Here is a 22,359-nt window from a genome sequence, read left to right on the forward strand (position 1 = left end):
TGTCCCGGCATCACCCAGTCGTGACACGCGGCCGGGCCGCACGGCTCAGGGCAGCTGGCCCGGGCGGTCGACGACGGCGATACGCAATACCGCAATAGCGCCGAACATCGACTCCTTGCCGTTACGCACCACCGACTCTCGGGTGCCGAGGAAGACATGGGTGTCCCGGTCGAAGAGGAAATCCTGGTTGCCTCCGATCACGCCGGGCATCCGGATCGCCACCCCATGCCGACCTGCTGCGTCGACCACGTCCCCCGAGATGACGACCGCTCCCGGTTGCCGCGCCAGCAGTTCGAAGAGCGCCGCGAGCGCTCGGGGCGGCACGTAGCCGTGGAGCATCGACCGCGCGGTGGTGTACGGCATGCTCTCGCCCCCGTAGACGGCCTTCTCGTCGGCCCCTTCGGGTAGTTGCAGGTCGACTGGATGTTCCCGAAGGTAGGGAAGCAGCTCGTCCGGATCGGTGGGCAGGTCGCCGTGGTAGGCCGGCGGCGGAAACGCGTCGAGCTTCTTCTCCGGGTCGGCGGGATCGTCCTCGCGGAGGACCATGAGCTCGCCCCACCCGTTCGGGTCGGTCTCCGGTCGATAGCGTGCCTGCGTGTACGCGACTCCACCGGCCGACTGCCACAGCTGGTTCCGTATCGTCCGGTACGGACCGCTGTCCGGCAGGTCGCGGACCGTCGCCAGGGCCTCCGTGAAGACGTACTGGTCGGGGCGGGCGGTGAGCTCCGGTTGCTGCCGGGCGGCGTCGGCGGCCAGGTGGAAGATCTCCGACGCGCTGGCCCTGGGTGGCGACTGGTCGCCGAACCTCATGGTTTGGACCACCAGCGCACCGGTGGTCAGCGTCACCGCCATCCCGACCGCTCCGGCGAGACGCCAACCACGCAGGAACCGGGTACGCCGTCCGGCCGGACGGCCCGTCGACGCCAGCTCGGCCCGTTGGACGACGTGTGCGCTCAGGTCCCTGAGAAGCTGCTCCTCGAAACCCTGCGGCGACCGTTCAGTCGTGTTCATCGTCAGCTCCGTCTCAGCTCAGGTGAGGGTGGTGACCGGGCGGGCGAGCACGGCGCGGACCAGGCGGCGAGCCCGGTGCAGGCGGACCCGGGCGGCGACCGAGGACATTCCGAGCACGGTCGCCGCCTCCGCGACGGTGAGGCCGTCCACGGCGACGAGTTCGACGAGCGTCCGGGTGCCCTCGGGTAGCTCGCTGAGCGCCCGGTGGGTACGGCGGGCCGCCGACTCGGCGTCGATGCGCTCCTCGATGCGCGCGATGTCGTCGGGGCCGAGGTCGCGCCGTCCGGCCAGGCGGCCGGTCACCCGCAGGCGTTGGGCCGCCCGTCGCCGCTCGTCGCCGATGACGTGACGGGCCACCCCGTACAGCCAGCCGATCTGGCTACCCCGGTCCGGCCGGTAGCCGGCCGCCGACTCGATCACCGCCAGGAACACGTCGGCAGTCAGGTCGGCGGCGAGATGTGGATCGTCGACCCGCCGCGCCACGAACCGGCCCACCGCCTCCAGGTGCCGCCGGTAGAAGACCTCGAACGCCACCGGGTCGACTCCGATGCCGGAGATGTCGTCACCGGCTCCGCTGGTCTCATTCACGGCCGTCCTCTCTCGCGCGTTCACACCTCTTCTTCGTTCGGCGCAGCACGGGTGTTACCAACCGGGGGCGATGAAGACCACTATCCGGCGCTTAACCGCACGCCTGCTGCAGGAAGGCCGGCCCTGGACGACTGTGGGGCTCAGGCGGTACGTCGCGAAGATCGACTCGCGTCTCATGATGTCGGGGCATCCCGAAGGGGTTGATACCCCGGTTTCAAGGAAACCGAGTCGATCAGCAGGCGGAACGCCGCGAGCGCGGCAGGTGTCCCTGCCGCGCTCGCTAGCGTTGCGTGTACGTCAGCTACAGCCGCTGGTGGAGCCGCAGCCCTCGCAGACGTAGCAGCTACCGGCCGGGCGCATCTTCGTGCCGCAGGTGAAGCAGAGCGGCGCGTCGGCGGCCTTGCCGATCACGGCCTCCAGCAGCTCGGTGCTGGAACCCACGCTCGGTGCCGGCTTGGCGGCGGCCACGTCGGTCATCTCCTGGGCCGGCTGGGCGACGGCCTCGGTCTTGGCCGGGGCCTCGACCGGTGCGGAGGACGCCATCGCGGTGAGGTCCGCACCGGTGACGGCGGCAGCCTCCGCGTCGGCCTCGGCCCGCAGCTGGGCGGCCCGCTCGCCGGCGGTGAAGATGCCCAGCTCGGCGCGGCGCTCGTACGGCAGGAAGTCCAGCGCCAGGCGACGGAAGATGTAGTCCATCACCGAGGCCGCCATCCGCACGTCCGGGTCGTCGGTCATGCCGGCCGGCTCGAAGCGCATGTTGGTGAACTTGCTGACGAACGTCTCCAGCGGCACGCCGTACTGCAGGCCGATGCTGATGGCGACCGAGAAGGCGTCCATCACGCCGGCCAGGGTCGAGCCCTGCTTGGACATCTTGAGGAAGACCTCGCCAAGGCCGTCGTCCGGGTAGGACGACGCGGTGAGGTAGCCCTCGGCGCCACCGACGGAGAAGCTGACTGTCTCGGAGGTGCGCTTCTTCGGCAGGCGCTTGCGCACCGGCCGGTACTCGATGACCTTCTCGACCGCAGCCGGCGCGGCGGCGGGGGTCTCGACGGCGGCCGGCCCGGTGGCCTTGTTGGACTTGGCGACCGAGAGCGGCTGGCCGACCTTGCAGTTGTCCCGGTAGATCGCCAGGGCCTTGAGGCCGAGCTTCCAGCCCTCGAAGTAGATCTTCTCGACGTCCTCGACGGTGGCCGCCTCCGGCATGTTGACCGTCTTGGAGATGGCGCCGGAGACGAACGGCTGGATGGCCGCCATCATCCGCACGTGGCCCATCGGGGCGATCGTCCGCTCGCCCATGGCGCAGTCGAAGACCGGGTAGTGCTCCGGCTTGAGGCCGGGGGCGTCCACCACGTGGCCGTGGTCGGCGATGTGCTCGATGATCGCCTCGACCTGCTCCTCGGGGTAGCCGAGGCTGCGCAGCGCGCGCGGCACCGTCTGGTTGACGATCTGCATCGAGCCGCCGCCGACCAGCTTCTTGAACTTGACCAGCGCCAGGTCCGGCTCCACGCCGGTCGTGTCGCAGTCCATCATGAAGCCGATCGTGCCGGTCGGGGCGAGGACGCTGGCCTGCGCGTTACGCCAACCGAACTTGTCACCGATCTTGTTGCCCTGGGTCCACTGCCTGGTCGCCTCGCGGACGATCGCGGTGGCCACCGGGCTGGTCGGCTTGATCTCGTCGTTGGCGGCGGCGTGCTTGCGCATGACCCGCTTGTGCGGCTCGGCGTTGCGGGCGTAACCGTCGTACGGGCCGACGACACCGGCCAGCTCGGCGGAACGGCGGTACGCGGTGCCGGTCATCAGGGACGTGATCGACGCGGCGACCGAACGGCCCTGCTCCGAGTCGTACGGCAGGCCGGTGGCCATCAGCAGGGCGCCCAGGTTGGCGTAGCCGATGCCGAGCTGCCGGTAGGCGCGGGTGGTCTCACCGATCTTCTCGGTCGGGAAGTCGGCGAAGCAGATCGAGATGTCCATCGCGGTGATGACGAACTCGACGGACTTGACGAACTTCTCCACCTCGAAGCCGCCGTCGGCGCGGAGGAACTTCAGGAGGTTCAGCGAGGCCAGGTTGCACGAGGAGTTGTCCAGGTGCAGGTACTCCGAGCAAGGGTTCGACGCGGTGATCCGGCCGGTCTCCGGGCAGGTGTGCCAGTCGTTGATCGTGTCGTCGTACTGCAGGCCGGGGTCGGCGCACTCCCAGGCGGCCTGCGAGATCGTCCGGAACAGGTTCTTGGCGTCGACGGTGTCGATCACCGAGCCGTCCAGCCGGCCGCGCAGGTCGAAGTCCTTGCCGTTCTCCACCGCCGACATGAACTCATCCGAGACGCGGACCGAGTTGTTGGCGTTCTGGTACTGCACGCTGACGATGTCGGAGCCGCCGAGGTCCATGTCGAATCCGGCGTCCCGCAGCGCGCGGATCTTGTCCTCCTCGCGCGCCTTGGTCGCCACGAACTCCTCGATGTCGGGGTGGTCGACGTCGAGGATGACCATCTTGGCCGCACGCCGGGTGGCGCCACCGGACTTGATGGTGCCGGCCGAGGCGTCCGCGCCGCGCATGAAGCTGACCGGGCCGGAGGCGGTGCCGCCGGAGGAGAGCAGCTCCTTCGAGGAACGGATCCGGGAGAGGTTGACGCCGGCCCCCGAGCCGCCCTGGAAGATCCGCCCCTCCTCCTTGTACCAGTCGAGGATGGAGTCCATGGAGTCGTCGACGGAGAGGATGAAGCAGGCGCTGACCTGCTGCGGCGACGGCGTACCGACGTTGAACCACACCGGCGAGTTGAAGCTGAACACCTGGTGCAGCAGCATCCAGGTCAGCTCGTGCGCGAAGACCTCGGCGTCGGCCGGGCTGGCGAAGTAGCCGTACTCCTCACCGGCGGTGCGGTAGGTCGTGACGACCCGGTCGATGAGCTGCTTGAGCGACCACTCCCGCTCCGGGGTCCCCACCGCGCCCCGGAAGTACTTGGTGGTGACGATGTTCGCCGCGTTGACGCTCCACGACTCCGGGAACTCCACGCCCCGCTGCTCGAAGTTGATCGAGCCGTCCCGCCAGTTCGTCATCACGACGTCCCGGCGCTCCCACGAGACCTCGTCGTACGGGTGGACCCCCTCCGTCGTCCATACGCGCTCGGTCTTCAGCCCCGCGCCTGCCTTGTTCCGTGAACGGCTGGTTGTCACGCCGTCGCCCCCCTCGTCTGCGCGGTCACCCACCGCGCGTCCTGATCTCTCGGAAAACAGTGAAGTCTCAGCTGGTACGGCCGGCGGCCTCGACCGCATCGGCCCGGTCCTGCTCCCGGGCTCGCGCCGCGGCCCGCAATGTCTCGATCTCGCGCTCGAAGTCGGCGAGCGAGTCGAAGGAGCGGTAGACGCTGGCGAACCGCAGGTAGGCGATCTCGTCCAGGTCGCGTAGCGGACCCAGGATCGCCAGGCCCACCTCGTGACTGGGGATCTCGGCGGCCCCCTTGGCCCGGACGGTCTCCTCCACCCGCTGCGCGAGCAGCGCCAGGGAGTCGTCGTCCACCGGCCGGCCCTGGCACGCCTTGCGCACCCCGCCGATGATCTTCGTACGGCTGAACGGCTCGGTCACCCCGCTGCGCTTGACGACCGCGAGGACCGCCTCCTCGACGGTGGTGAACCGTTTGCCGCACTCCGGGCACGAGCGCCGCCGTCGGATGAGCTGGCCATCGTCGGCCTCCCGCGAGTCGACCACGCGGGAGTCGGCGTGTCGGCAGTACGGACACCGCATTTGCTAACCCCCAATTCATGATCAATCGCGTCACACCGGATGCTCCCGAGCACGGAGAACCACGACGGTGCCCTGCACTCATGGCGTCCGCCGTGATCGACCTTACGGGAGTGCGGTCGGTAGTCGGACCCAACCTGTGGGCAACTTACGCCCGTGTCACTACTACATGTAGGGGTCGACCGTATGTCGCCAACGAACCCGGGTCAAGTTGACCGGCGTGTCCGGCGCGTCACGGACCATCGGCTTCATCCGCCCCCCGCGGAACCAACGCGGACACCCCGCGCGAGTTACCGGCCGCACAGCCCGAGGAAGACGGGAAACGTCCGACAATCGAACACGCGTGCTACCCGACGTACCATTTATCAGAACATCTGTACGGGCGGAGCGGTTTTTCACCCCGACACGCCGGTGAGAGGTCGTACAGATGTTTGAAAATGACCGATCTCACCTATACGGTCAGGAACAACCGCACGCACCACGAGCCGACGAGGCACCCAGCGCCGACCAGGGAGGACGGACGTGACCGAGGACCGGGCCAGCCGGCCGAAGAGCCCGCAGCAGATCACCGAGGCGGGCCCGCCGGCCACCCGACGCCGCACCACCGCGCGCAGCCGGACGGGTCAGCCCGCCGTGCGTCCGGTCACGCCGGTGGTCAGCGCCTTCCCCGACCCGGCGACGGTCGACCTGACCGCCCGCCAGCGTCGCATCCTGGAGTTCATCCGCACCTGGGTCGAGCGCCACGGCTACCCGCCGAGCGTCCGGGAGATCGGCGAGGCGGTCGGCCTGGTGTCACCGTCGAGCGTCGCCTACCAGCTCAAGGAGCTGGAGAAGAAGGGCTTCCTGCGCCGCGACCCCAACCGTCCCCGCGCCGTGGACGTCCGCGCCCCGAGCGAGGCCATCGACGACGAGCTGTCCCGCGCCCAGCGACCCACACCGGCGTACGTGCCGATGCTCGGCCGGATCGCCGCCGGTGGGCCGATCCTCGCCGAGCAGGCGGTGGAGGACATCTTCCCCCTCCCCCGCGAGCTGGTGGGCGAGGGCGAGGTGTTCATGCTCCAGGTCAAGGGCGACTCGATGCTCGACGCGGCGATCTGCGACGGCGACTGGGTCGTCGTCCGGCAGCAGCCGACCGCCGACTCGGGCGAGATCGTGGCCGCCATGCTCGACGGCGAGGCGACAGTCAAGACCTACCGTCGGCGCGACGGGCACGTGTGGCTGATGCCGCAGAACCCGGCCTTCGACCCGATCCCCGGCGACGACGCCACCATCATGGGCCGGGTCGTGGCGGTGCTCCGACGGATCTGAGCGGCTGACCGCGCGGGTGGGCGCCGACGGCGCTCACCCGCATCGCCCGACCGTTCGGCCCGCTGACCGGACAGGCTCGGCGGGACCGTCGCGATCAGGCCGGATGGCGCTGAGCGCGTCAGTAGCGGTCGCCCCGATGGCCACGACCGCCACCGGGATACTTGCCGTACGGGTCGACGGGCGCGTCGTCCTCACGCCGGCGGCTGGGCCGCTGGCCCCGGTAGTCCGGCTCCGGCCCACCACGCCGCGGCGGCTCCGCCCGACCCCCGCTGGGCTGGCCACCACCGCCGTACACACCGCCGCCCGGCCGACCACCGGTGCCCCCGGCGCGGCCACCGCCACCACCGGCACCACCGGCACCGCCGGCGCGGCCACCGCCACCACCCGCACGGCCACCGCCACTACCACTACCACCGGCACGGCCACCACCACCGCTACCGCCACCGGCACGGCCACCACCGCTACCGCCGGCGCCGTACACGCCGCCTCCGGCCGGAGCGCCACCGCCACCGCCCCCGCCGGGCCGAGCCGCACCGTAACCGCCGCCTCCCGCGCCAGCCGGACGTGCACCTCCACCGCCGGCAGGACGGCCACTCCCGCCACCCGCGCCGGCTGGACGCGCGCCACCGCCGCCGTAGACGGCGCCGCCGGCAGGGGCGGGACCGCCCCGACCGGACCCACCCCCGTAGACCCCGCCACCCGCCGCCGCGCCGCCGTACACCCCCGCGTTCGAACGGCCACCGCCCGGCGGAACACCGTCGACACCGGGAGTGCCGCTGCGGTCGTCCGGGTCGTCCGCCGCATCGTCGGCCGTGGGCGGGCGACGGCGGGCCCGAACGATGCCGACGATGCCAGCGCCGACGAGCAGCAGACCGAGTACGCCGACCGCGCCCACCAGATAGGTGATGTCGTCGAAGCTGAGCCCGTCCATCCAGGACTTCCCGGCCGCCGGCTTCGTGCCCGCCGCCGCGGCGAGCGGTGCCGCCGCGCTCGTGGACGGCGTGTAACTCAGGACGTCGATCGTCTCGTCGGCGGTGAGTTGACCGCCGTCGGAGACCGTGACGAAGGTCTTGCCGTCCGGCGTGTAGGAGATGGCCTCGCCGAACGGGTCGGCCAGGGGCGTCACCCGCGGCTTGCCGGTGGTGAGCGCTCCGGCGATGTCGTCGCCGGTGACGTCGTACTCGAAGGCGTCCGCGTACGTCCGGATCACGACGCGGGTGCCGTCCGGCGATCGGGCGGCACCGGTGATCGCGGCCCGCCCGTAGACGCTCAACGGATTCTCGGTGCTGGTCTTCGGCAGCTTGATCTCGCCGACCTTCTTCATCGGCACCGGCGGAGTGTCGCCGCTCTTCAGCTTCGCTGCCGCGGTGAAGATCTCCGAGTTACCGCTCGCCACCTTCGTGATGATCAGTGGCAGGCCGTCGGCCCCCACCAGCAACGCCTCCGCGTCGCGCGGCTTGTTATCCGGGTACGAGAGCCGGTGCAGCACCGGCTGCTTGCTGCCGTTGATCGGCATCGTCCAGACCGCGATCCGGGTACGCCGCTGCTTGCTGGTGGTGTTGTCGCCGATGTCACCGATCCAGAGGGTGTCACCCTTCGGAGACACGGCGAGATCCTCGGTGTCGAACGGTCCCTGACCCGAGTAGCGGACCGGCTCCTTGACGACCTTGCACTTGCTGTCGAGGAAGAAGACCCGCTTACGTCCCTCGACGTCGGTGCCGTCGTTGACGACGATGTAACCGGTCTTGGTCGCCACCAGGCCGGACAGCTCCCGTAGACGGTCGTCGGTGACCGAGCAGCGCTTCTTGCCGGGGGTGGCTGCGGGCGGCTGTGATGATCCGGGAGCGGGAGCGGCTACGGCGACTCCGGCCAGCGCCACGGTTGCCCCGAGCAGGCCGAGGGCAACCGTGACCGAGGAAACAACGCGGCGCATTCGGCCAGTGTCGCATGCCGCGCGTTTCCGATGGATGACGCCGGGGCCGCTCAGGAGCGGCTGCCGACCGCCTGGCCTTCCCGGGCAACGTCGTACGGCGCCAGCTCGGCAGCGAGTGCCGCGCTGACCCGCACGTGCAGCAGGGTGCCCTCCGGCAGGTGCGACGTGCTGAGCACCTCGCCCGACCGGTGCACCCGGGACACGAGATCACCACGGTCGTACGGCAGGACGGCCCGGACCTCCACCGCGGGCTGCGGCAGCCGCTCCTCGATCGCCGCGCGCAACCCGTCGACGCCCCGACCGGAGTACGCCGAAACGAAGATCGCGTCCGGCCAGAGGCGCTTGAGCCGCAGCAGCGTGTCCTCGTCGGCGGCGTCGGTCTTGTTGACCACCAGCAGCTCGGGGAGCCGGTCGGCACCGACCTCGGCGAGCACCTCGTGCACCGCCCGCACCTGCTCCTCGGGATCCGGGTGGGTGCCGTCGACGACGTGCACCACCAGATCGGCCTCCGCGACCTCCTCCAGCGTCGAGCGGAACGCCTCGACGATCTGGTGCGGCAGGTGCCGCACGAAGCCGACCGTGTCGGAGAGGGTGTAGAGCCGCCCGTCCGAGGCGGTGGCCTTGCGGGTGGTCGGGTCCAGCGTGGCGAAGAGCGCGTTCTCCACCAGCACGCCCGCACCGGTCAGACGGTTGAGCAGGCTGGACTTGCCGGCGTTGGTGTAGCCGGCGATGGCCACGGCGGGCACGGAGTTGCGGGTACGACGAGCACGCTTGGTGACGCGTACCGTGCGCATGCTCTTGATCTCACGGCGGAGCCGGGAGATGCGGTGGCGGATGCGCCGCCGGTCGGTCTCCAGCTTGGTCTCACCGGGACCACGGACACCCACACCGCCGCCGGCGCCGCCGCCGCGACCGGAACCACCGGTCTGGCGGGACAACGTCTCACCCCAACCGCGCAGCCGCGGCAGCAGGTATTCGAGCTGCGCCAGCTCGACCTGCGCCTTACCTTCCTTGCTCTTGGCGTGCTGGGCGAAGATGTCGAGGATCAGCGCCGTACGGTCGACGACCTTGACCTTGGTGCGCTGCTCGAGGTTGCGCAGCTGCGACGGGGACAACTCGCCGTCGCAGATGACCGTGTCGGCACCGGTGGAGAGCACCACCGCGCCGAGGTCGTCGACCTTGCCGGAACCGATGTACGTGGCCGGGTCGGGTCGCGTACGACGCTGGATCAATCCTTCGAGCACCTGAGAGCCGGCGGTCTCGGCGAGCGCGGCCAGCTCGGTCAGGGAATTTTCCGCGTCCGTCACCGTGCCCTCGGTCCAGACGCCCACCAGGACGACCCGCTCCAGCCGCAGCTGGCGGTACTCGACCTCGGTGACGTCGGTGAGCTCGGTGGAGAGGCCTGGGACGCGTCGGAGAGACTGCCGCTCCGACAGGTCCAGATCGCCGGTGGTGACATCGTCGAACTCGTCCTCGACGGGGACGAAGTTCTCCTGGTCTCGCAAGCGGTTCTCCTGTCCGTTTTGATAAGTAGAACGTAATCCTGACATGACACAACGCCGAACGCACCTGCTATATGCCCACGCCGGGGGTCGCCAAAAGTGGGGGCGAATGCTGGTCGGCTGCGACAACCCGGTAGAAATGCGGGCGGCGGCCGACCGGTCGCACAGCCGTGACGGAGGGATCCCGTGGCCATCACCCGACTGCCGAGCGCCGGATTTTCGATCACCATCCGGATCGCCGTGACCGCGGACGCCTCCTCGATCGGCCGGCTCACCACGTCCGTCGGTGAGGCCGGGGCGATCGTCACGGCGCTGGACGTCGTGGACTCGGACCCGACCCACGTGATCGTCGACCTCACCTGTGACACCGCCGACGCGAACCACGCCGACCAGGTGGTCGAGGCGCTGACCGCGCTCGACGGCGTGGACGTGCGCAAGGTGTCGGACCGGACGTTCCTCCTGCACCTCGGCGGCAAGATCGAGGTGACCTCGAAGGTCGCGCTCCGCAACCGCGACGAGCTGTCCCGCGCGTACACCCCGGGGGTCGCCCGGGTCTGCATGGCGATTGCCGAGAACCCGGCGGACGCCCGGCGGCTGACCATCAAGCGCAACACCGTCGCGGTGGTCAGCGACGGCTCGGCGGTCCTCGGCCTGGGCAACCTGGGCCCGGCCGCGTCGCTGCCGGTGATGGAGGGCAAGGCGGCGCTGTTCAAGCGCTTCGGCGGGGTGGACGCCTGGCCGGTGGTGCTGGACACCCAGGACACCGACGAGATCGTGCAGATCGTCAAGGCGATCGCGCCCGCGTACGGCGGGATCAACCTGGAGGACATCGCCGCGCCGCGCTGCTTCGAGATCGAGGCCCGGCTGCGCGAGGCGCTGGACATCCCGGTCTTCCACGACGACCAGCACGGCACCGCGATCTGCGTGCTGGCCGCGCTGACCAACGCGCTGCGCGTCGTGGGCAAGCAGCTCACGGACGTGCGGGTGGTCGTCTCCGGCGCCGGCGCGGCGGGCACCGCGATCATGAAGCTGCTGCTGCGTCAGGGCGTCGGCGACATCATCGCGTACGACCGCCAGGGCGCCCTGCACCGCGGCCTGGCCGACCTCAACCCGGCGTGGCAGTGGCTGGCGGAGAACACCAACAAGGAGAACTACTCGGGTGACCTGCCCGGGGCGATCCGGGGCGCCGACGTGTTCATCGGGGTCAGCGCGCCGAACCTGCTCAGCGGTGACGACATCGCCGGCATGGCGAAGGACTCGATCGTGTTCGCGCTCGCCAACCCGGACCCGGAGGTCGACCCGCGGGAGGCGCGCAAGCACGCCGCGGTGGTCGCCACCGGCCGCTCCGACCAGCCGAACCAGATCAACAACGTGCTCGCCTTCCCGGGCGTGTTCCGTGGAATGCTGGACGCGCACGCCGAGGAGTTCACCGAGGAGATGGCGCTCGCCGCCGCCCGGGCCATCGCCGACGTCGTCGGTGAAGACAAGATCAACCCGACGGTGATCGTGCCGAGTGTCTTCGACTCGCGGGTGGCCCCGGCGGTCGCCGCCGCCGTCCGTGCGGCCGCGCACAACCCCAGCCCCCTCCCGGCCGCCGACCCCGGCCCGGCCGACCTCCCGGAAATCGCAGCGAACGCCAGCGCCACCCCCTGACCGGTGGCCGGCGCCTCGCCGGGTGCCCACCGCGGTGCCGGGCGCCCGCCGCGTTGCCGGGTTGCTGAGCGCCTTGCCGGTTGCTGGGCACCTGCCGGCGACGAGAGGGTGGGGAAGTCGGGAGGCGACCCCGAGCGGGGGGTCGGTTCGCTTCCTTTGCTCTGCTTCAACCTACGCAACACCTCGGCGTCCGATAACCGGACACCGAGGTGTTGCGTGGAGTGAAGCAGAGCAAAGGACCCACGACGACCGGCGTCAGCCAATGAGCGGGCGCCCTCGGCAGACAGCCTCAGCCGAAGGGGGGCAGCCTCAGCAGCGGGCCGTGACCGGGGCGAGCAGCCTCAGCAGCGGGCCGTGACCGGGGCGAGCAGCCTCAGCGCTGAGCCGCAGCGGACAGGGCGAGGAGGTCGACCTCGCCGGTGGCCACCAGGACGGCGGGGCCGGAGAGCCAGCACGAGTCCTCGGTGACCGTCACTGTCAGGCGGCCGCCGGGGAGGTCCACCGCCACCACACCGGCGTCCCGGCCTGCGTCGCGCAGGGCCACGGCGGCCACCGCGCAGGCGCCGGTGCCGCAGGACAGGGTCTCGGCGCTACCGCGCTCGTACACCCGCATGAGGCTGTGCCCGTCGGTGTCGTCGACCGGATCGCCCGCGGCGATGAACTCGACGTTCACGCCGGCCGGGAAGACCGTCGGATCGAACCCGGGCGCGACGGTCAGATCCAGCGCGGGCAACTCCACGCCGTTCGGCAGGACGCACACCAGGTGTGGGTTGCCCACGTCCACGACCGTGCCGGACAGGGTCAGACCGCCCAGGGTGGCGCTCGACTCGTCGTACAGCCGGGGTCTGCGCATCTCGACGGACACCGCGCCGCCCTCGACCAGCGCGCGCACGACGCCGGCGCGGGTGGCCACCGGCAACGCCGCGCCGGCGGGCGTGGCGAGCCCGGTGTCGAGCAGGTAGCGCACGAAGACGCGCGCGCCGTTGCCGCACATCTCGGCGAACGAGCCGTCCGCGTTCCAGTAGTCCATGAACCACTCGGCCTCGCCGGCCTGGCCGGCGCCGTCGGGGTGCTTGGCCGCGCGGACCACCCGCAGGACGCCGTCCGCGCCGATGCCGCGACGCCGGTCGCAGAGCGCCGCGACCAGCTCGGGGGTCAGGTCGAGCTGACCGTCCGGGTCGGGCAGGAGGACGAAGTCGTTGCCGGTGCCGTGCCCCTTGGTGAACTCCACGACCCCATCATCGCGCAGCAGCCGGCACCAGGTGCAGGGCGGCCTCGATCAGGTCCGGCGCGGCCGAGTCGAGCCACTGGATGCGCGAGTCGCGCCGGAACCAGGACCGCTGCCGTCGGACGAAACGCCGGGTGGCCCGGATTGTCTCGTCGTGTGCCTGTTCCTCGGGCAGCTCGCCGTCGAGCATGCGCAGCACCTGCTGGTAGCCGAGCGCGCGACTCGCCGTCCGCCCCTCGGCCAGACCCCGACCCACCAGCTCACGGGTCTCGTCGACCAGGCCGTCGGCCCACATCCGGTCCACCCGCAGCGCGATCCGCTCATCCAGCAGCCCCGTGTCGAGGTCGACGCCGAGCTGCACCGACGGGTAGTACGGGGTCGGCTGCGGCAACGACGCGGTGAACGGCGCACCCGTCAGCTCGATCACCTCCAGCGCACGGACGATCCGCCGCCCGTTGCCCGGCAGGATGCCCTCGGCGGCCACCGGATCGACGGCGCGCAGCCGCGCGTACAGCGGCGCGGGCCCGGTCTCGGCCAACTCGCGTTCCAGCCGCTCGCGCAGCGCCGCGTCGGTGCCGGGAAACTCGAACCGTTCCAGCACCGCCCGCACGTACAGCCCGGAGCCACCCACCAGCAGCGGCACCCGCCCCCGGGACAGGATGTCGTCCACCGCCGCGCGGGCCAGCCGCTGGTACTCGGCCACGCTCGCCGGCTCGCTGACCTCCCAGATGTCGAGCAGGTGGTGCGGCACCCCGTCCCGCTCGGCGATGGTCAGCTTGGCGGTGCCGACGTCCATGCCCCGGTAGAGCTGCATCGAGTCGGCGTTGACCACCTCCCCGTCGAGGGCGTGCGCCAGCGCGATGCTCAACGCCGACTTGCCCGCCGCTGTCGGCCCCACCACCGCGACAACCGTCACATCCGCTCCCAGGACGCCACGAAGTAGGCCACCCCGTAGGGCGCCGACTCGTGCAGCAACTCGCCGCGCCACCCGCCGGCGCCGGCGCGGGCCGCGTCGGCCAGCACCTGCCACGCCGCCCGGCCGGCGACCTTCAACTGCGCCGACACACCCGGGTCCAGGTCGCGCAGGGCGTCCACGTCCGCCTCGGCGAGGGCCGCGGCAACCCCCATGTCGTACGGGAGAGCGCGCTGGTCGTCGTACCCGGGCGCCTGCTGGCCCCGGCAGGCCGATCCGTCGCCGAGCACCAGCAGCGCCACCCGGTCACCGGCGGTGGCGACCTCCGCGGCGAGCGCGGCCACCTCGGCCGGCCCGGCGTCGGCGGTCACCTGCATGGCGGTCACCGCTGCGGGCGTGGCCCGATCGTCGGTCAGGGGTGCGAGCGGGGCGTGCCGGGACAGCAGCCACGCGCCGATGGTCAGACTCAGCGGCAGCACGGCGCCCCGGTCCGGTTGACCGGGAACCAGGGGCACGTCCAGGTCCACACCCCAGGGCTGGAGAGAGCCGGTCGCCGGGGACTGGATCGGACCGGTCACCGGGCCGACGCCGAGCAGCACCACCGCGTCCGGAGCCGTGGCCAACAGCCGGCGAACGGCGAGGTCACAGGCGGCCCGCAGGTCGTCCAGTTCCCTGGCGGCGGCACCGGCCACTTCGGGCACGAGCAGGGGCGGATGTGGGCAGACGGCGGCGGCGACCAGTGGCACCCGTTCACCGTAGCGGGAATCCCCGGTGCGTCTCCGCGGCGATCCGGTCAATCAGGCCCTAGGACACCGTATGGTCACGGTCGGCGATAGGCGCTCGACGCGGACCGGGTCGGACCTGTGACAATGCCGGAAGTAACTTGGCTGCGCCGTGGCGGCGACGGGGGACTGCTCCCTCGACGCCGGGAGAACGAGGATGGGCACATGAGCGACTGGACTGCCTTCGGACGGGTGGACGCGGACGGCACCGTTTACGTCAAGACCGCCGAAGGCGAGCGGGTGGTCGGATCTTGGCAGGCAGGAGCGCCGGAGGAGGGCCTCGCGCACTTCGCGCGCCGCTTCGCCGACCTGGTCACCGAGGTGGACCTGACCGAAGCGCGGCTCAACTCGGGCGCGGCGGACGCCGGGCACTCGTTGAGCACGATCCGGCGGATCCGCGCCACGCTGCCGGAGGCCCACGTCGTCGGCGACATCGACGCCCTGGCCGCCCGACTGGACAAGCTGGCGACCCTCGCCGAGGAGAAGGCGACCGAGGCGCGTGCCGCCCGGGACGTCGCCCGGGGTGAGGCCCTGGCCCGAAAGACCGCCCTGGTCGAGGAGGCCGAGAAGCTCGCCGCGGAGTCCACCGGCTGGAAGACCGCCGGCGACCGGCTCAAGGAGATCCTCGACGAGTGGAAGACCATTCGCGGGGTCGACAAGAAGGCCGACGGTGAGCTGTGGAAGCGGTTCGCCGCCGCGCGGGACGGCTTCACCCGGCGTCGAGGCGCCCACTTCGCGTCCCTGGACTCGCAGCGCAAGCAGGCGCAGACGGTCAAGGAAGAGCTGGTCGCCGAGGCCGAGAAGATCAAGGACTCCACCGAGTGGGCGGCCACGGCCAACCAGCTCAAGGAGTTGATGACGCAGTGGAAGGCCGCACCCCGCGCCTCCAAGGAGGCCGAGCAGAAGCTCTGGGAACGGTTCCGGGCCGCGCAGGACGCCTTCTTCAGCCGGCGCAGCGAGGTCTTCTCCGCCCGGGACAACGAGCAGCGCGGCAACCTGGAGCGTAAGCAGGCCCTGTTGGCCGAGGCCGAGGCCCTGGACATCGACGCCGACCCGAAGGGTGCCCAGGCCAAGCTGCGGGACATCCAGGCCCAGTGGCACGAGGCCGGCCGGGTGCCCCGCGAGGCCGCCGCCGGGCTGGAGCGCCGGCTGCGCGTCATCGACGACAAGGTCCGCGAGGTGATGGACTCGGCGTGGCGTCGTACCACCAAGGAGGACAACCCGCTGCTCGCCCAGATGCGGGCCCAGGTGGCGGAGGCCGAGGAGCGACTGACCCGGGCGCAGAGCGCCGGGGACGCCCGCCGGATCAAGGAGGCCGAGCAGGCCCTCGCCTCCAAGCGGCAGTTCCTCCAGCTCGCCGAGCAGGCCGGCTGACCTGACGCAGTCGCAGGAGCCCCCGGCCCCCGAGAGGGACCGGGGGCTCTCGCGTGTCCGGGAGTCCCCGCGCCGCGCCGCGCCGCGCCGCGCCGCGGCAAGATCCGCGCAACTTCGGGGAAGTTGCTGCTTCAGGCGCGCCGGAGCCAGCAACATCCCTGATGTTGTGCGGATCTTGCCGCCCCGCAGGCGGCGAGAGGACCGCAGGGTGGCGCGCGGGAGCCAACGGGGGCGGCGGGCAGTTGACGCATTGAGGTGGGCTGATGAGAATGAGCGACGGAGTCAGGTAGGGCCACCGGGCCGAGGGCGACGACGGCGAGCATCGCTGTCGAGGATCGGCCGGTGAGCTGCCGCGAGTTTCCCGTCCGCGTGACATGGGCCGTCGCGCACTGTCCGCGTACCCCGAGGGGACCGTGACGTGCGGACGGCCGCCCGCCGGCGTCGTCGCTCGACGGCGTCGTGCCTCCGAAGTGGAGCTCGAATGTTCCGTGGTAAAGCTCTTGGCGGCGCGCTGACCGCGCTCGCCACCGCAGCGGCAGGTGTGTTCCTCGCCGCCGCCGTCAGCACCACCCCGGCTTCCGCCGCGGGTACCGGCACCGGCTATCTGCACACGAACGGTAGCCAGATCGTGGACAGCACCGGCGCGACGGTCCGGTTGACCGGCATCAACTGGTTCGGCATGGAGACCGACAACAAGACCTTCCACGGTCTGTGGTCGAGCAATCCGTGGCGGGGGCAGCTCGACACGATGGCCCGGTTGGGCTACAACACGTTGCGGGTGCCGTACTCGAACGACGCGCTGAAGCCGGGCGCGACGGCCACCGGGATCAACGACTTCGTCAACCCGGACCTGATCGGGCTGTCGCCGTTGCAGATCCTGGACAAGGTGATCGACTACGCCGGCAGCAAGGGGATGCGGATCATCCTGGACCGGCACCGGCCGACGTCGGCCGGGCAGTCGCCGCTGTGGTACACGTCGACGGTTTCCGAGGCGACCTGGATCAACGATTGGAAGATGCTCGCCCAGCGGTACGCGGGCAATCCGACGGTGATCGGCGCGGACCTGCACAACGAGCCGCACGCCGAGGGCACCAACCCGGCGGCCACCGGCGCGTGCTGGGGCTGCGGTGACACCGCGCGGGACTGGCGGCTCGCCGCCGAGCGGGCCGGCAACGCCATCCTCGGTGTGCAGCCCAACTGGTTGATCTTCGTGGAGGGGGTGAGCTGCCCGAGCGGTGGCCTCTCCAACGTCTGGGACGGCGACACCAGCAACGACGAGGACTGCGGTTGGTGGGGCGGCAACCTGTCGAAGGCGGGTCAGTTCCCGGTACGCCTGAACGTGGCGAACCGGCTGGTCTACTCGCCGCACGAGTACGCCACGTCGGTGTACCGGCAGACCTGGTTCGACGCGCCGGACTACCCGGCGAACATGCCGGCCATCTGGGACAAGTACTTCGGTTACCTCTACAAGCAGAACATCGCCCCGATCATGATGGGCGAGTTCGGCAGCACCCTGGCCGACCCGAAGGACAGGGTGTGGCTGGAGAAGTTGATGGCGTACACGGGCACCGGGGTGACCGGGATGTCGTTCACCTACTGGTCGTGGAACCCGAACTCGGGTGACACCGGCGGCATCGCGCTCGACGACTGGACCAACATCAACACCACCAAGCAGGCGATCCTGCAGCCGTACCTGATCGCGCCGAGCGGCGGCGGTCCCACCGGAGGGCCGACCGGCGGCCCCACGGGTGGCCCCACCGGCGGGCCGACGAGCGCGCCCCCGGGCGCCTGCACGGCCACCTACCGGCAGGTCAACGCCTGGCAGGGCGGCTTCCAGGGTGAGTTGACGGTCAAGAACACCGGTACGGCCGCGGTGAACCCGTGGACCGCCACCTGGAGCTGGCCGTCCGGAGTGACGCTGGGCAGTGGCTGGAACGCCACCGTCACCCAGTCCGGTACGACGGTCACGGCCGCCGCGCCCAGCCACGCGCCGTCCCTGGCGGCGGGGGCATCGGTCACCGTGGGCTTCACCGCCAACGGTACGGCCAGCGCCCCGGCGACCGTGAAGCTCAACGGCGCCAGCTGTTGAGCCACCGGGGTGGCCGGCGCCCACGCCGAGGGCGTCGGCCACCCCGGCCCGGGCGCACGACGGGCCGGGCCGAGAGCCGGGCGCACGCCGGGCCAGGCCAGGGCAGGCGCACTCCGAGCCCTCCGTAGGGCGGCGGACCAGGGCCGCACGGAGCATTTACATCAAGGTTCTTCTATGCTTCCATCGGGAAAGCGCTTGCCTTCGCTGTGGCCGGCGCGAACGCGGGAGCCGCTTCTTCGCACCGAAACGCACCGGCGGACCCGGGACCTGATCCCGGATCACCTAGCCGCCCACGGGCATGGGCGTCGCGACGGTCCGTCCGCCTCATCGAAAGGAAGCAGCATGCGCACAACACAGCGTCGGATGACGCTGCTCGCCACCACCGCCGCCGCCACCGCCGCACTGGTCACCGGCGGTTTCCTGACGGCCGTCTCGGCCCAGGCGGCAGCCGGCTGCCAGGTCGCCTACTCGGTCGCCAGCCAGTGGCCGGGCGGGTTCACCGGCAACGTCACGGTCACCAACCTCGGCGACCCGGTATCCGGGTGGACGCTGGGCTGGTCGTACGGGGCCGGCCAGCAGGTCAGCCAGGCGTGGGGGGCCACCGTCACACAGAGCGGCAGCCAGGTCTCCGCCGCCAACGTCGACTACAACGGCAACCTGGCCACCAACGGCAGCGCCTCGTTCGGCTTCAACGCGAGTTGGAACAACTCCAGCAACCCGGTGCCGACCAGCTTCACCCTGAACAACGTGGCGTGCACGGGCGGAACCACCACACCGACCACCACCACACCGACCACCGCCCCACCGACCAACCCGGGCACGCCCACCACGCCGCCCATCCCCAGCGATCCGCCGCCGAGCGTTCCGCCGCCGAGCGGCCTGGTCGGGTGGGCAACCCAGAACGGCGGCACCACCGGCGGTGGAGGTGCGCCGGCGACCACCGTCACGAACGCCTCGGCGCTGACCAGCGCGCTGAACGCGACCGGTTCGGCGGTGATCCGGGTGTCCGGCACCATCTCCTGCTCGGGCATGCTGCGGGTCCGGTCCAACAAGACCATCCTCGGCAACTCCGGCGCGACGATCGTCGGCTGCGGACTCAACGTCAGCGGTGACCGCAACGTCATCATCCGGAACCTGACCTTCCGGGACTGGAACGACGACGCGATCAACGTGCAGGAGTCGGCGACCAACATCTGGATCGACCACAACACCTTCAGCAACGGGTACGACGGCGCGGTCGACATCAAGCGCGGCTCGGACTTCGTCACCGTGTCGTGGAACCGGGTCTTCAACCACGACAAGACCATGCTGCTCGGCCACAGCGACGACAACGGCGCGCAGGACACCGGGCACCTGCGGGTGACGTACCACCACAACTGGTTCGACGGCAGCAAGCAGCGCAACCCTCGGGTGCGCTTCGGCAACCCGGTGCACGTCTACAACAACTACTACCGGGCCAACACCGGCTACGGCGTGGCCTCCACGGAGAACGCGGGCGTGCTCGTCGAGGGCAACTACTTCGAGAACGTCCCCGACACGTACCACCTCGGCGAGGCCGACTCCGGGCCGGGCCGGCTGGTGGCCCGCAACAACCACTTCGTCAACTCGCCCGCCGGGCAGACCGGCGGCAGCGTCGCCAGCATCCCGTACTCGTACCAACTGGACACCGCGAGCAACGTCAAGTCCATCGTGACGGGCGGCGCCGGCGCCGGTCGCATCACGGTCTGACCGTGGGTCGGTCGGGGTCCGCCGTGCCGGCGGGCCCCGACCTGCGTCAGTGCGCGGCGCAGCCGCCGGTGGGCGCGGGCGCGACCGCCGGGGCACCGACCGTGGGCAGTGGAAGCAACACCCCGGGGGTACGCGGGGAGCGGCCGGCCTCGGCGGCGTCACCGGCCCGGGTCCGGCGGTGCGACAGGGGCGCGCCGTCGGCGTTGAGGTGGTGCGGCGCGGCGTACGTGATCTCGGTGTGCACGATGTCGCCGGGCCGGATCGACCCGGCGAAGCTGCCCGCGTCGAAGTGCACGAGCCGGCCGTCGCGGGCCCGGCCGGACAGCCGCCCGGTCCGCTCGTCCTTGCGGCCCTCGCCGACCGCGACCAGCACCTCGACGGTCTCCCCCGCGAGGCGCTTGTTCTCCGCCCAGCTGATCTCCTCGACGCAGGAGATCAGCCGCTCGTAGCGCTCCTGCACGACCTGCTTGGGCAGCTGGCCGTCCATCGTCGCGGCGGGGGTGCCGGGGCGCTTCGAGTACTGGAAGGTGAAGGCCGACGAGAAGCGGGCCTCGCGCACCACGTCCAGCGTGCGCTGGAAGTCGGCCTCGGTCTCGCCGGGGAAGCCCACGATGATGTCGGTGGTGATCGCCGCGTCCGGCATCGCCGCCCGGACCTTCTCGATGATCCCCAGGTACCGCTCGGAGCGGTACGACCGGCGCATCGCCTTGAGCACGTCGTCGGAGCCGGACTGCAACGGCATGTGCAGCGAGTGGCACACGTTCGGGGTCTCGGCCATCGCGGCGATCACGTCGTCGGTGAAGTCCTTCGGGTGCGGGCTGGTGAACCGGACCCGCTCCAGGCCGTCGATCTCACCTGTGGCGCGCAGCAGCTTGCCGAACGCGTACCGGTCACCGAACTCGACACCGTAGGAGTTGACGTTCTGCCCGAGCAGGGTCACCTCCAGCACACCCTCGTCGACCAGGGCGCGCACCTCGGAGAGGATGTCCCCCGGGCGGCGGTCCTTCTCCTTGCCGCGCAGGGAGGGCACGATGCAGAACGTGCAGGTGTTGTTGCAGCCCACCGAGATCGAGACCCAGCCGGCGTACGTGGACTCGCGGCGGGTCGGCAGCGTGGACGGGAAGACGTCCAGCGACTCCAGGATCTCCACCTCGGCGGCGGCGTTGTGCCGGGCCCGCTCCAGCAGCACCGGCAGCGCGCCGATGTTGTGCGTGCCGAAGACGACGTCCACCCAGGGCGCCTTGCGGACGATCTCGCCGCGGTCCTTCTGCGCCAGGCAACCACCGACGGCGATCTGCATGCCCGGGTGCTTGTCCTTCACGGGGCGCAGATGACCGAGGTTGCCGTAGAGGCGGTTGTCGGCGTTCTCCCGCACCGCACAGGTGTTGAAGACGACGATGTCCGGGGTGTCGTCGGCCTGGGGCGCACGCACGTAGCCGGCCTGTTCGAGCAGGCCGGAGATGCGCTCGGAGTCGTGCACGTTCATCTGGCAGCCGTAGGTGCGCACCTGGTAGGTGCGCGGGCTGCCCGCCGCTGCGGTAGTCATGACCAGGACAGCGTATCCGGGTCGACCGGATCACCCGAACGAGGAGCACCCGACATGTGCCGAAGCATCAAGACGCTGCGGGAGCCGTTCACCCCGCAGGTGACCGACGCGGACATCGAGGCGGCGGCGTTGCAGTACGTCCGGAAGATCTCGGGCTTCCGGGCGCCCGCCGCGCACAACGCCGCCGCGTTCGAGGCCGCGGTGGCCGCGGTGACCGAAGCCACCCGCACCCTGCTCGACCACCTGGTCGTGCGGGGATCGGGCACTGCCGATCGACCGGCCACCGCCGCCACCGGACACGCCTGACGTCCCGACGCACCCGGCCCGGCCGGATGGCTCGCCACCATCCAGCCGGCTCGGCTCGAGCGACCCCGGCCGGCTCGGCAGGACCGGCCGGCCCGTCGGGCTTGAGCGACCCGGCCGGTCGGGCTTGAGCGACCCGGCCGGCTCGGCGTGCGCGGCCGGCCCGTCGGTGGCGGGTCAGGCCGCGGCGAGGACCGGTGCGACGGTGTCGGGCGCCCAGCGGGAGCGGTGACACTGCGACCAGCCCCGGCAGCCCGGGTCACCCAGCGAGCAGAGCCGCTGCTTGCTGAGCACCTCGCCGTCGTCGGTGTCCCGGACGTCGAAGTGCACCGGGCGGACCGTGCCGTCCGGTGCGACGAGCAGATGCCGGGTGGCGTCGAGCGTGTCGTCCCGCAACAGGCAGTCGCGGCCCAGCAGCCGGGCCAACGCGGCGATGCTGGCGTGCTCGGAGAGCCGTTCGGGCACCCCGTAGCAGTCGATCACCGTCGGAAACTCGCCCGGCGCCTGCCAGACGTCACACACCACCGCGTACGCCGGCAGTCGCGCCGGGTCCGCCGCTGCCAGCGGCATCACCACCCGACCGAGCGCCTCGGCCAGCGCCGGGTAGACCTCAACGGGTCGTACCCGGTCGATTCTCCAGTTCCACAGCTCGGTCATTCCGCCTC

General features: G+C 71.1%; 16 protein-coding genes and 1 pseudogene. 6 read left to right on the plus strand and 11 right to left on the minus strand.

Features of this window, described 5'->3' with window-relative positions; all coding sequences use genetic code 11:
• Nucleotides 1-45: 45 nt before the first annotated feature.
• The 4 genes from ABZU91_RS06160 to nrdR all read right to left on the minus strand — a co-directional run bounded on the left by ABZU91_RS06160 (nucleotide 46) and on the right by nrdR (nucleotide 5,338).
• The gene (locus tag ABZU91_RS06160) at nucleotides 46-1,011 is read right to left on the minus strand and encodes a CU044_5270 family protein (RefSeq protein ID WP_355234640.1); all 966 of its coding nucleotides are present in this window, start codon (nucleotides 1,009-1,011) and stop codon (nucleotides 46-48) included.
• An 18-nt stretch (nucleotides 1,012-1,029) separates the two neighbouring features.
• Entirely contained in the window at nucleotides 1,030-1,599 is a 570-nt protein-coding gene (locus ABZU91_RS06165; RefSeq protein ID WP_355234643.1) for a sigma-70 family RNA polymerase sigma factor, read from the minus strand.
• 297 nt (nucleotides 1,600-1,896) lie between these two features.
• Complete coding sequence (locus ABZU91_RS06170; RefSeq protein ID WP_355234646.1) at nucleotides 1,897-4,803, minus strand: vitamin B12-dependent ribonucleotide reductase; 2,907 nt, start codon at nucleotides 4,801-4,803, stop codon at nucleotides 1,897-1,899.
• A gap of 34 nt (nucleotides 4,804-4,837) precedes the next feature.
• Nucleotides 4,838-5,338, minus strand: a complete 501-nt coding sequence (nrdR, locus tag ABZU91_RS06175) for a transcriptional regulator NrdR (protein ID WP_355234649.1) — start codon at nucleotides 5,336-5,338, stop codon at nucleotides 4,838-4,840.
• A gap of 519 nt (nucleotides 5,339-5,857) precedes the next feature.
• Here nrdR and lexA point away from each other — a divergent pair.
• Nucleotides 5,858-6,643, plus strand: a complete 786-nt coding sequence (lexA, locus tag ABZU91_RS06180; protein WP_355234652.1) for a transcriptional repressor LexA — start codon at nucleotides 5,858-5,860, stop codon at nucleotides 6,641-6,643.
• Nucleotides 6,644-6,761: 118 nt separating this feature from the next.
• On the opposite strand, the gene ABZU91_RS06185 is transcribed toward lexA, so the two are convergent.
• Nucleotides 6,762-8,576, minus strand: coding sequence for a hypothetical protein (locus ABZU91_RS06185; protein WP_355234655.1), 1,815 nt, complete (start codon nucleotides 8,574-8,576; stop codon nucleotides 6,762-6,764).
• Nucleotides 8,577-8,626: 50 nt separating this feature from the next.
• On the minus strand, nucleotides 8,627-10,081 hold the full coding sequence (hflX, locus tag ABZU91_RS06190; RefSeq protein WP_355234657.1) for a GTPase HflX: 1,455 nt from the start codon (nucleotides 10,079-10,081) through the stop codon (nucleotides 8,627-8,629).
• Nucleotides 10,082-10,264: 183 nt separating this feature from the next.
• Here hflX and ABZU91_RS06195 point away from each other — a divergent pair, with 183 nt between their 5' ends.
• A complete protein-coding gene (locus ABZU91_RS06195) occupies nucleotides 10,265-11,731 on the plus strand; it encodes an NAD-dependent malic enzyme (protein ID WP_355234660.1) in 1,467 nt (488 codons plus the stop codon).
• 373 nt (nucleotides 11,732-12,104) lie between these two features.
• On the opposite strand, the gene dapF is transcribed toward ABZU91_RS06195, so the two are convergent.
• From dapF to ABZU91_RS06210, 3 genes and pseudogenes are all read right to left on the minus strand, one after another.
• Nucleotides 12,105-12,962: a diaminopimelate epimerase gene (dapF, locus tag ABZU91_RS06200; protein ID WP_355234663.1), complete on the minus strand. Its 858-nt coding sequence runs from the start codon at nucleotides 12,960-12,962 to the stop codon at nucleotides 12,105-12,107.
• A 7-nt stretch (nucleotides 12,963-12,969) separates the two neighbouring features.
• Nucleotides 12,970-13,872 (minus strand): annotated as a pseudogene (gene miaA / locus ABZU91_RS06205) (tRNA (adenosine(37)-N6)-dimethylallyltransferase MiaA); the annotation flags it as partial.
• Nucleotides 13,872-14,618 carry a hypothetical protein gene (locus ABZU91_RS06210; protein WP_355234666.1) on the minus strand — a complete coding sequence of 249 codons (747 nt, stop codon included), beginning with the start codon at nucleotides 14,616-14,618 and terminating at the stop codon, nucleotides 13,872-13,874. The gene ABZU91_RS06210 and the pseudogene miaA, both read right to left, overlap by 1 nt.
• Nucleotides 14,619-14,819: 201 nt before the next feature.
• Between ABZU91_RS06210 and ABZU91_RS06215 the strand changes: the two genes are divergently transcribed.
• The 3 genes from ABZU91_RS06215 (at nucleotide 14,820) to ABZU91_RS06225 (ending at nucleotide 19,845) form a co-directional block, all read left to right on the plus strand.
• Nucleotides 14,820-16,028, plus strand: a complete 1,209-nt coding sequence (locus tag ABZU91_RS06215; RefSeq protein ID WP_355234669.1) for a DUF349 domain-containing protein — start codon at nucleotides 14,820-14,822, stop codon at nucleotides 16,026-16,028.
• Nucleotides 16,029-16,509: 481 nt separating this feature from the next.
• Nucleotides 16,510-18,117 carry a cellulase family glycosylhydrolase gene (locus tag ABZU91_RS06220; RefSeq protein ID WP_355234672.1) on the plus strand — a complete coding sequence of 536 codons (1,608 nt, stop codon included), beginning with the start codon at nucleotides 16,510-16,512 and terminating at the stop codon, nucleotides 18,115-18,117.
• A gap of 342 nt (nucleotides 18,118-18,459) precedes the next feature.
• Nucleotides 18,460-19,845: a cellulose binding domain-containing protein gene (locus ABZU91_RS06225; protein ID WP_355234675.1), complete on the plus strand. Its 1,386-nt coding sequence runs from the start codon at nucleotides 18,460-18,462 to the stop codon at nucleotides 19,843-19,845.
• Nucleotides 19,846-19,891: 46 nt separating this feature from the next.
• Here ABZU91_RS06225 and miaB read toward each other — a convergent pair whose 3' ends face one another.
• Nucleotides 19,892-21,391 (minus strand): tRNA (N6-isopentenyl adenosine(37)-C2)-methylthiotransferase MiaB, encoded by a 1,500-nt coding sequence (miaB, locus tag ABZU91_RS06230; protein ID WP_355234678.1) that lies wholly within the window; start codon nucleotides 21,389-21,391, stop codon nucleotides 19,892-19,894.
• Nucleotides 21,392-21,445: 54 nt separating this feature from the next.
• Here miaB and ABZU91_RS06235 point away from each other — a divergent pair, with 54 nt between their 5' ends.
• Complete coding sequence (locus ABZU91_RS06235) at nucleotides 21,446-21,697, plus strand: DUF2277 family protein (RefSeq protein ID WP_355234681.1); 252 nt, start codon at nucleotides 21,446-21,448, stop codon at nucleotides 21,695-21,697.
• A gap of 174 nt (nucleotides 21,698-21,871) precedes the next feature.
• Here ABZU91_RS06235 and ABZU91_RS06240 read toward each other — a convergent pair whose 3' ends face one another.
• Nucleotides 21,872-22,351 (minus strand): hypothetical protein, encoded by a 480-nt coding sequence (locus ABZU91_RS06240; RefSeq protein ID WP_355234684.1) that lies wholly within the window; start codon nucleotides 22,349-22,351, stop codon nucleotides 21,872-21,874.
• Between the last annotated feature and the right edge of the window lie 8 nt (nucleotides 22,352-22,359).

Source organism: Micromonospora sp. NPDC005174 (assembly GCF_040608495.1).
Taxonomy (GTDB): domain Bacteria; phylum Actinomycetota; class Actinomycetes; order Mycobacteriales; family Micromonosporaceae; genus Micromonospora.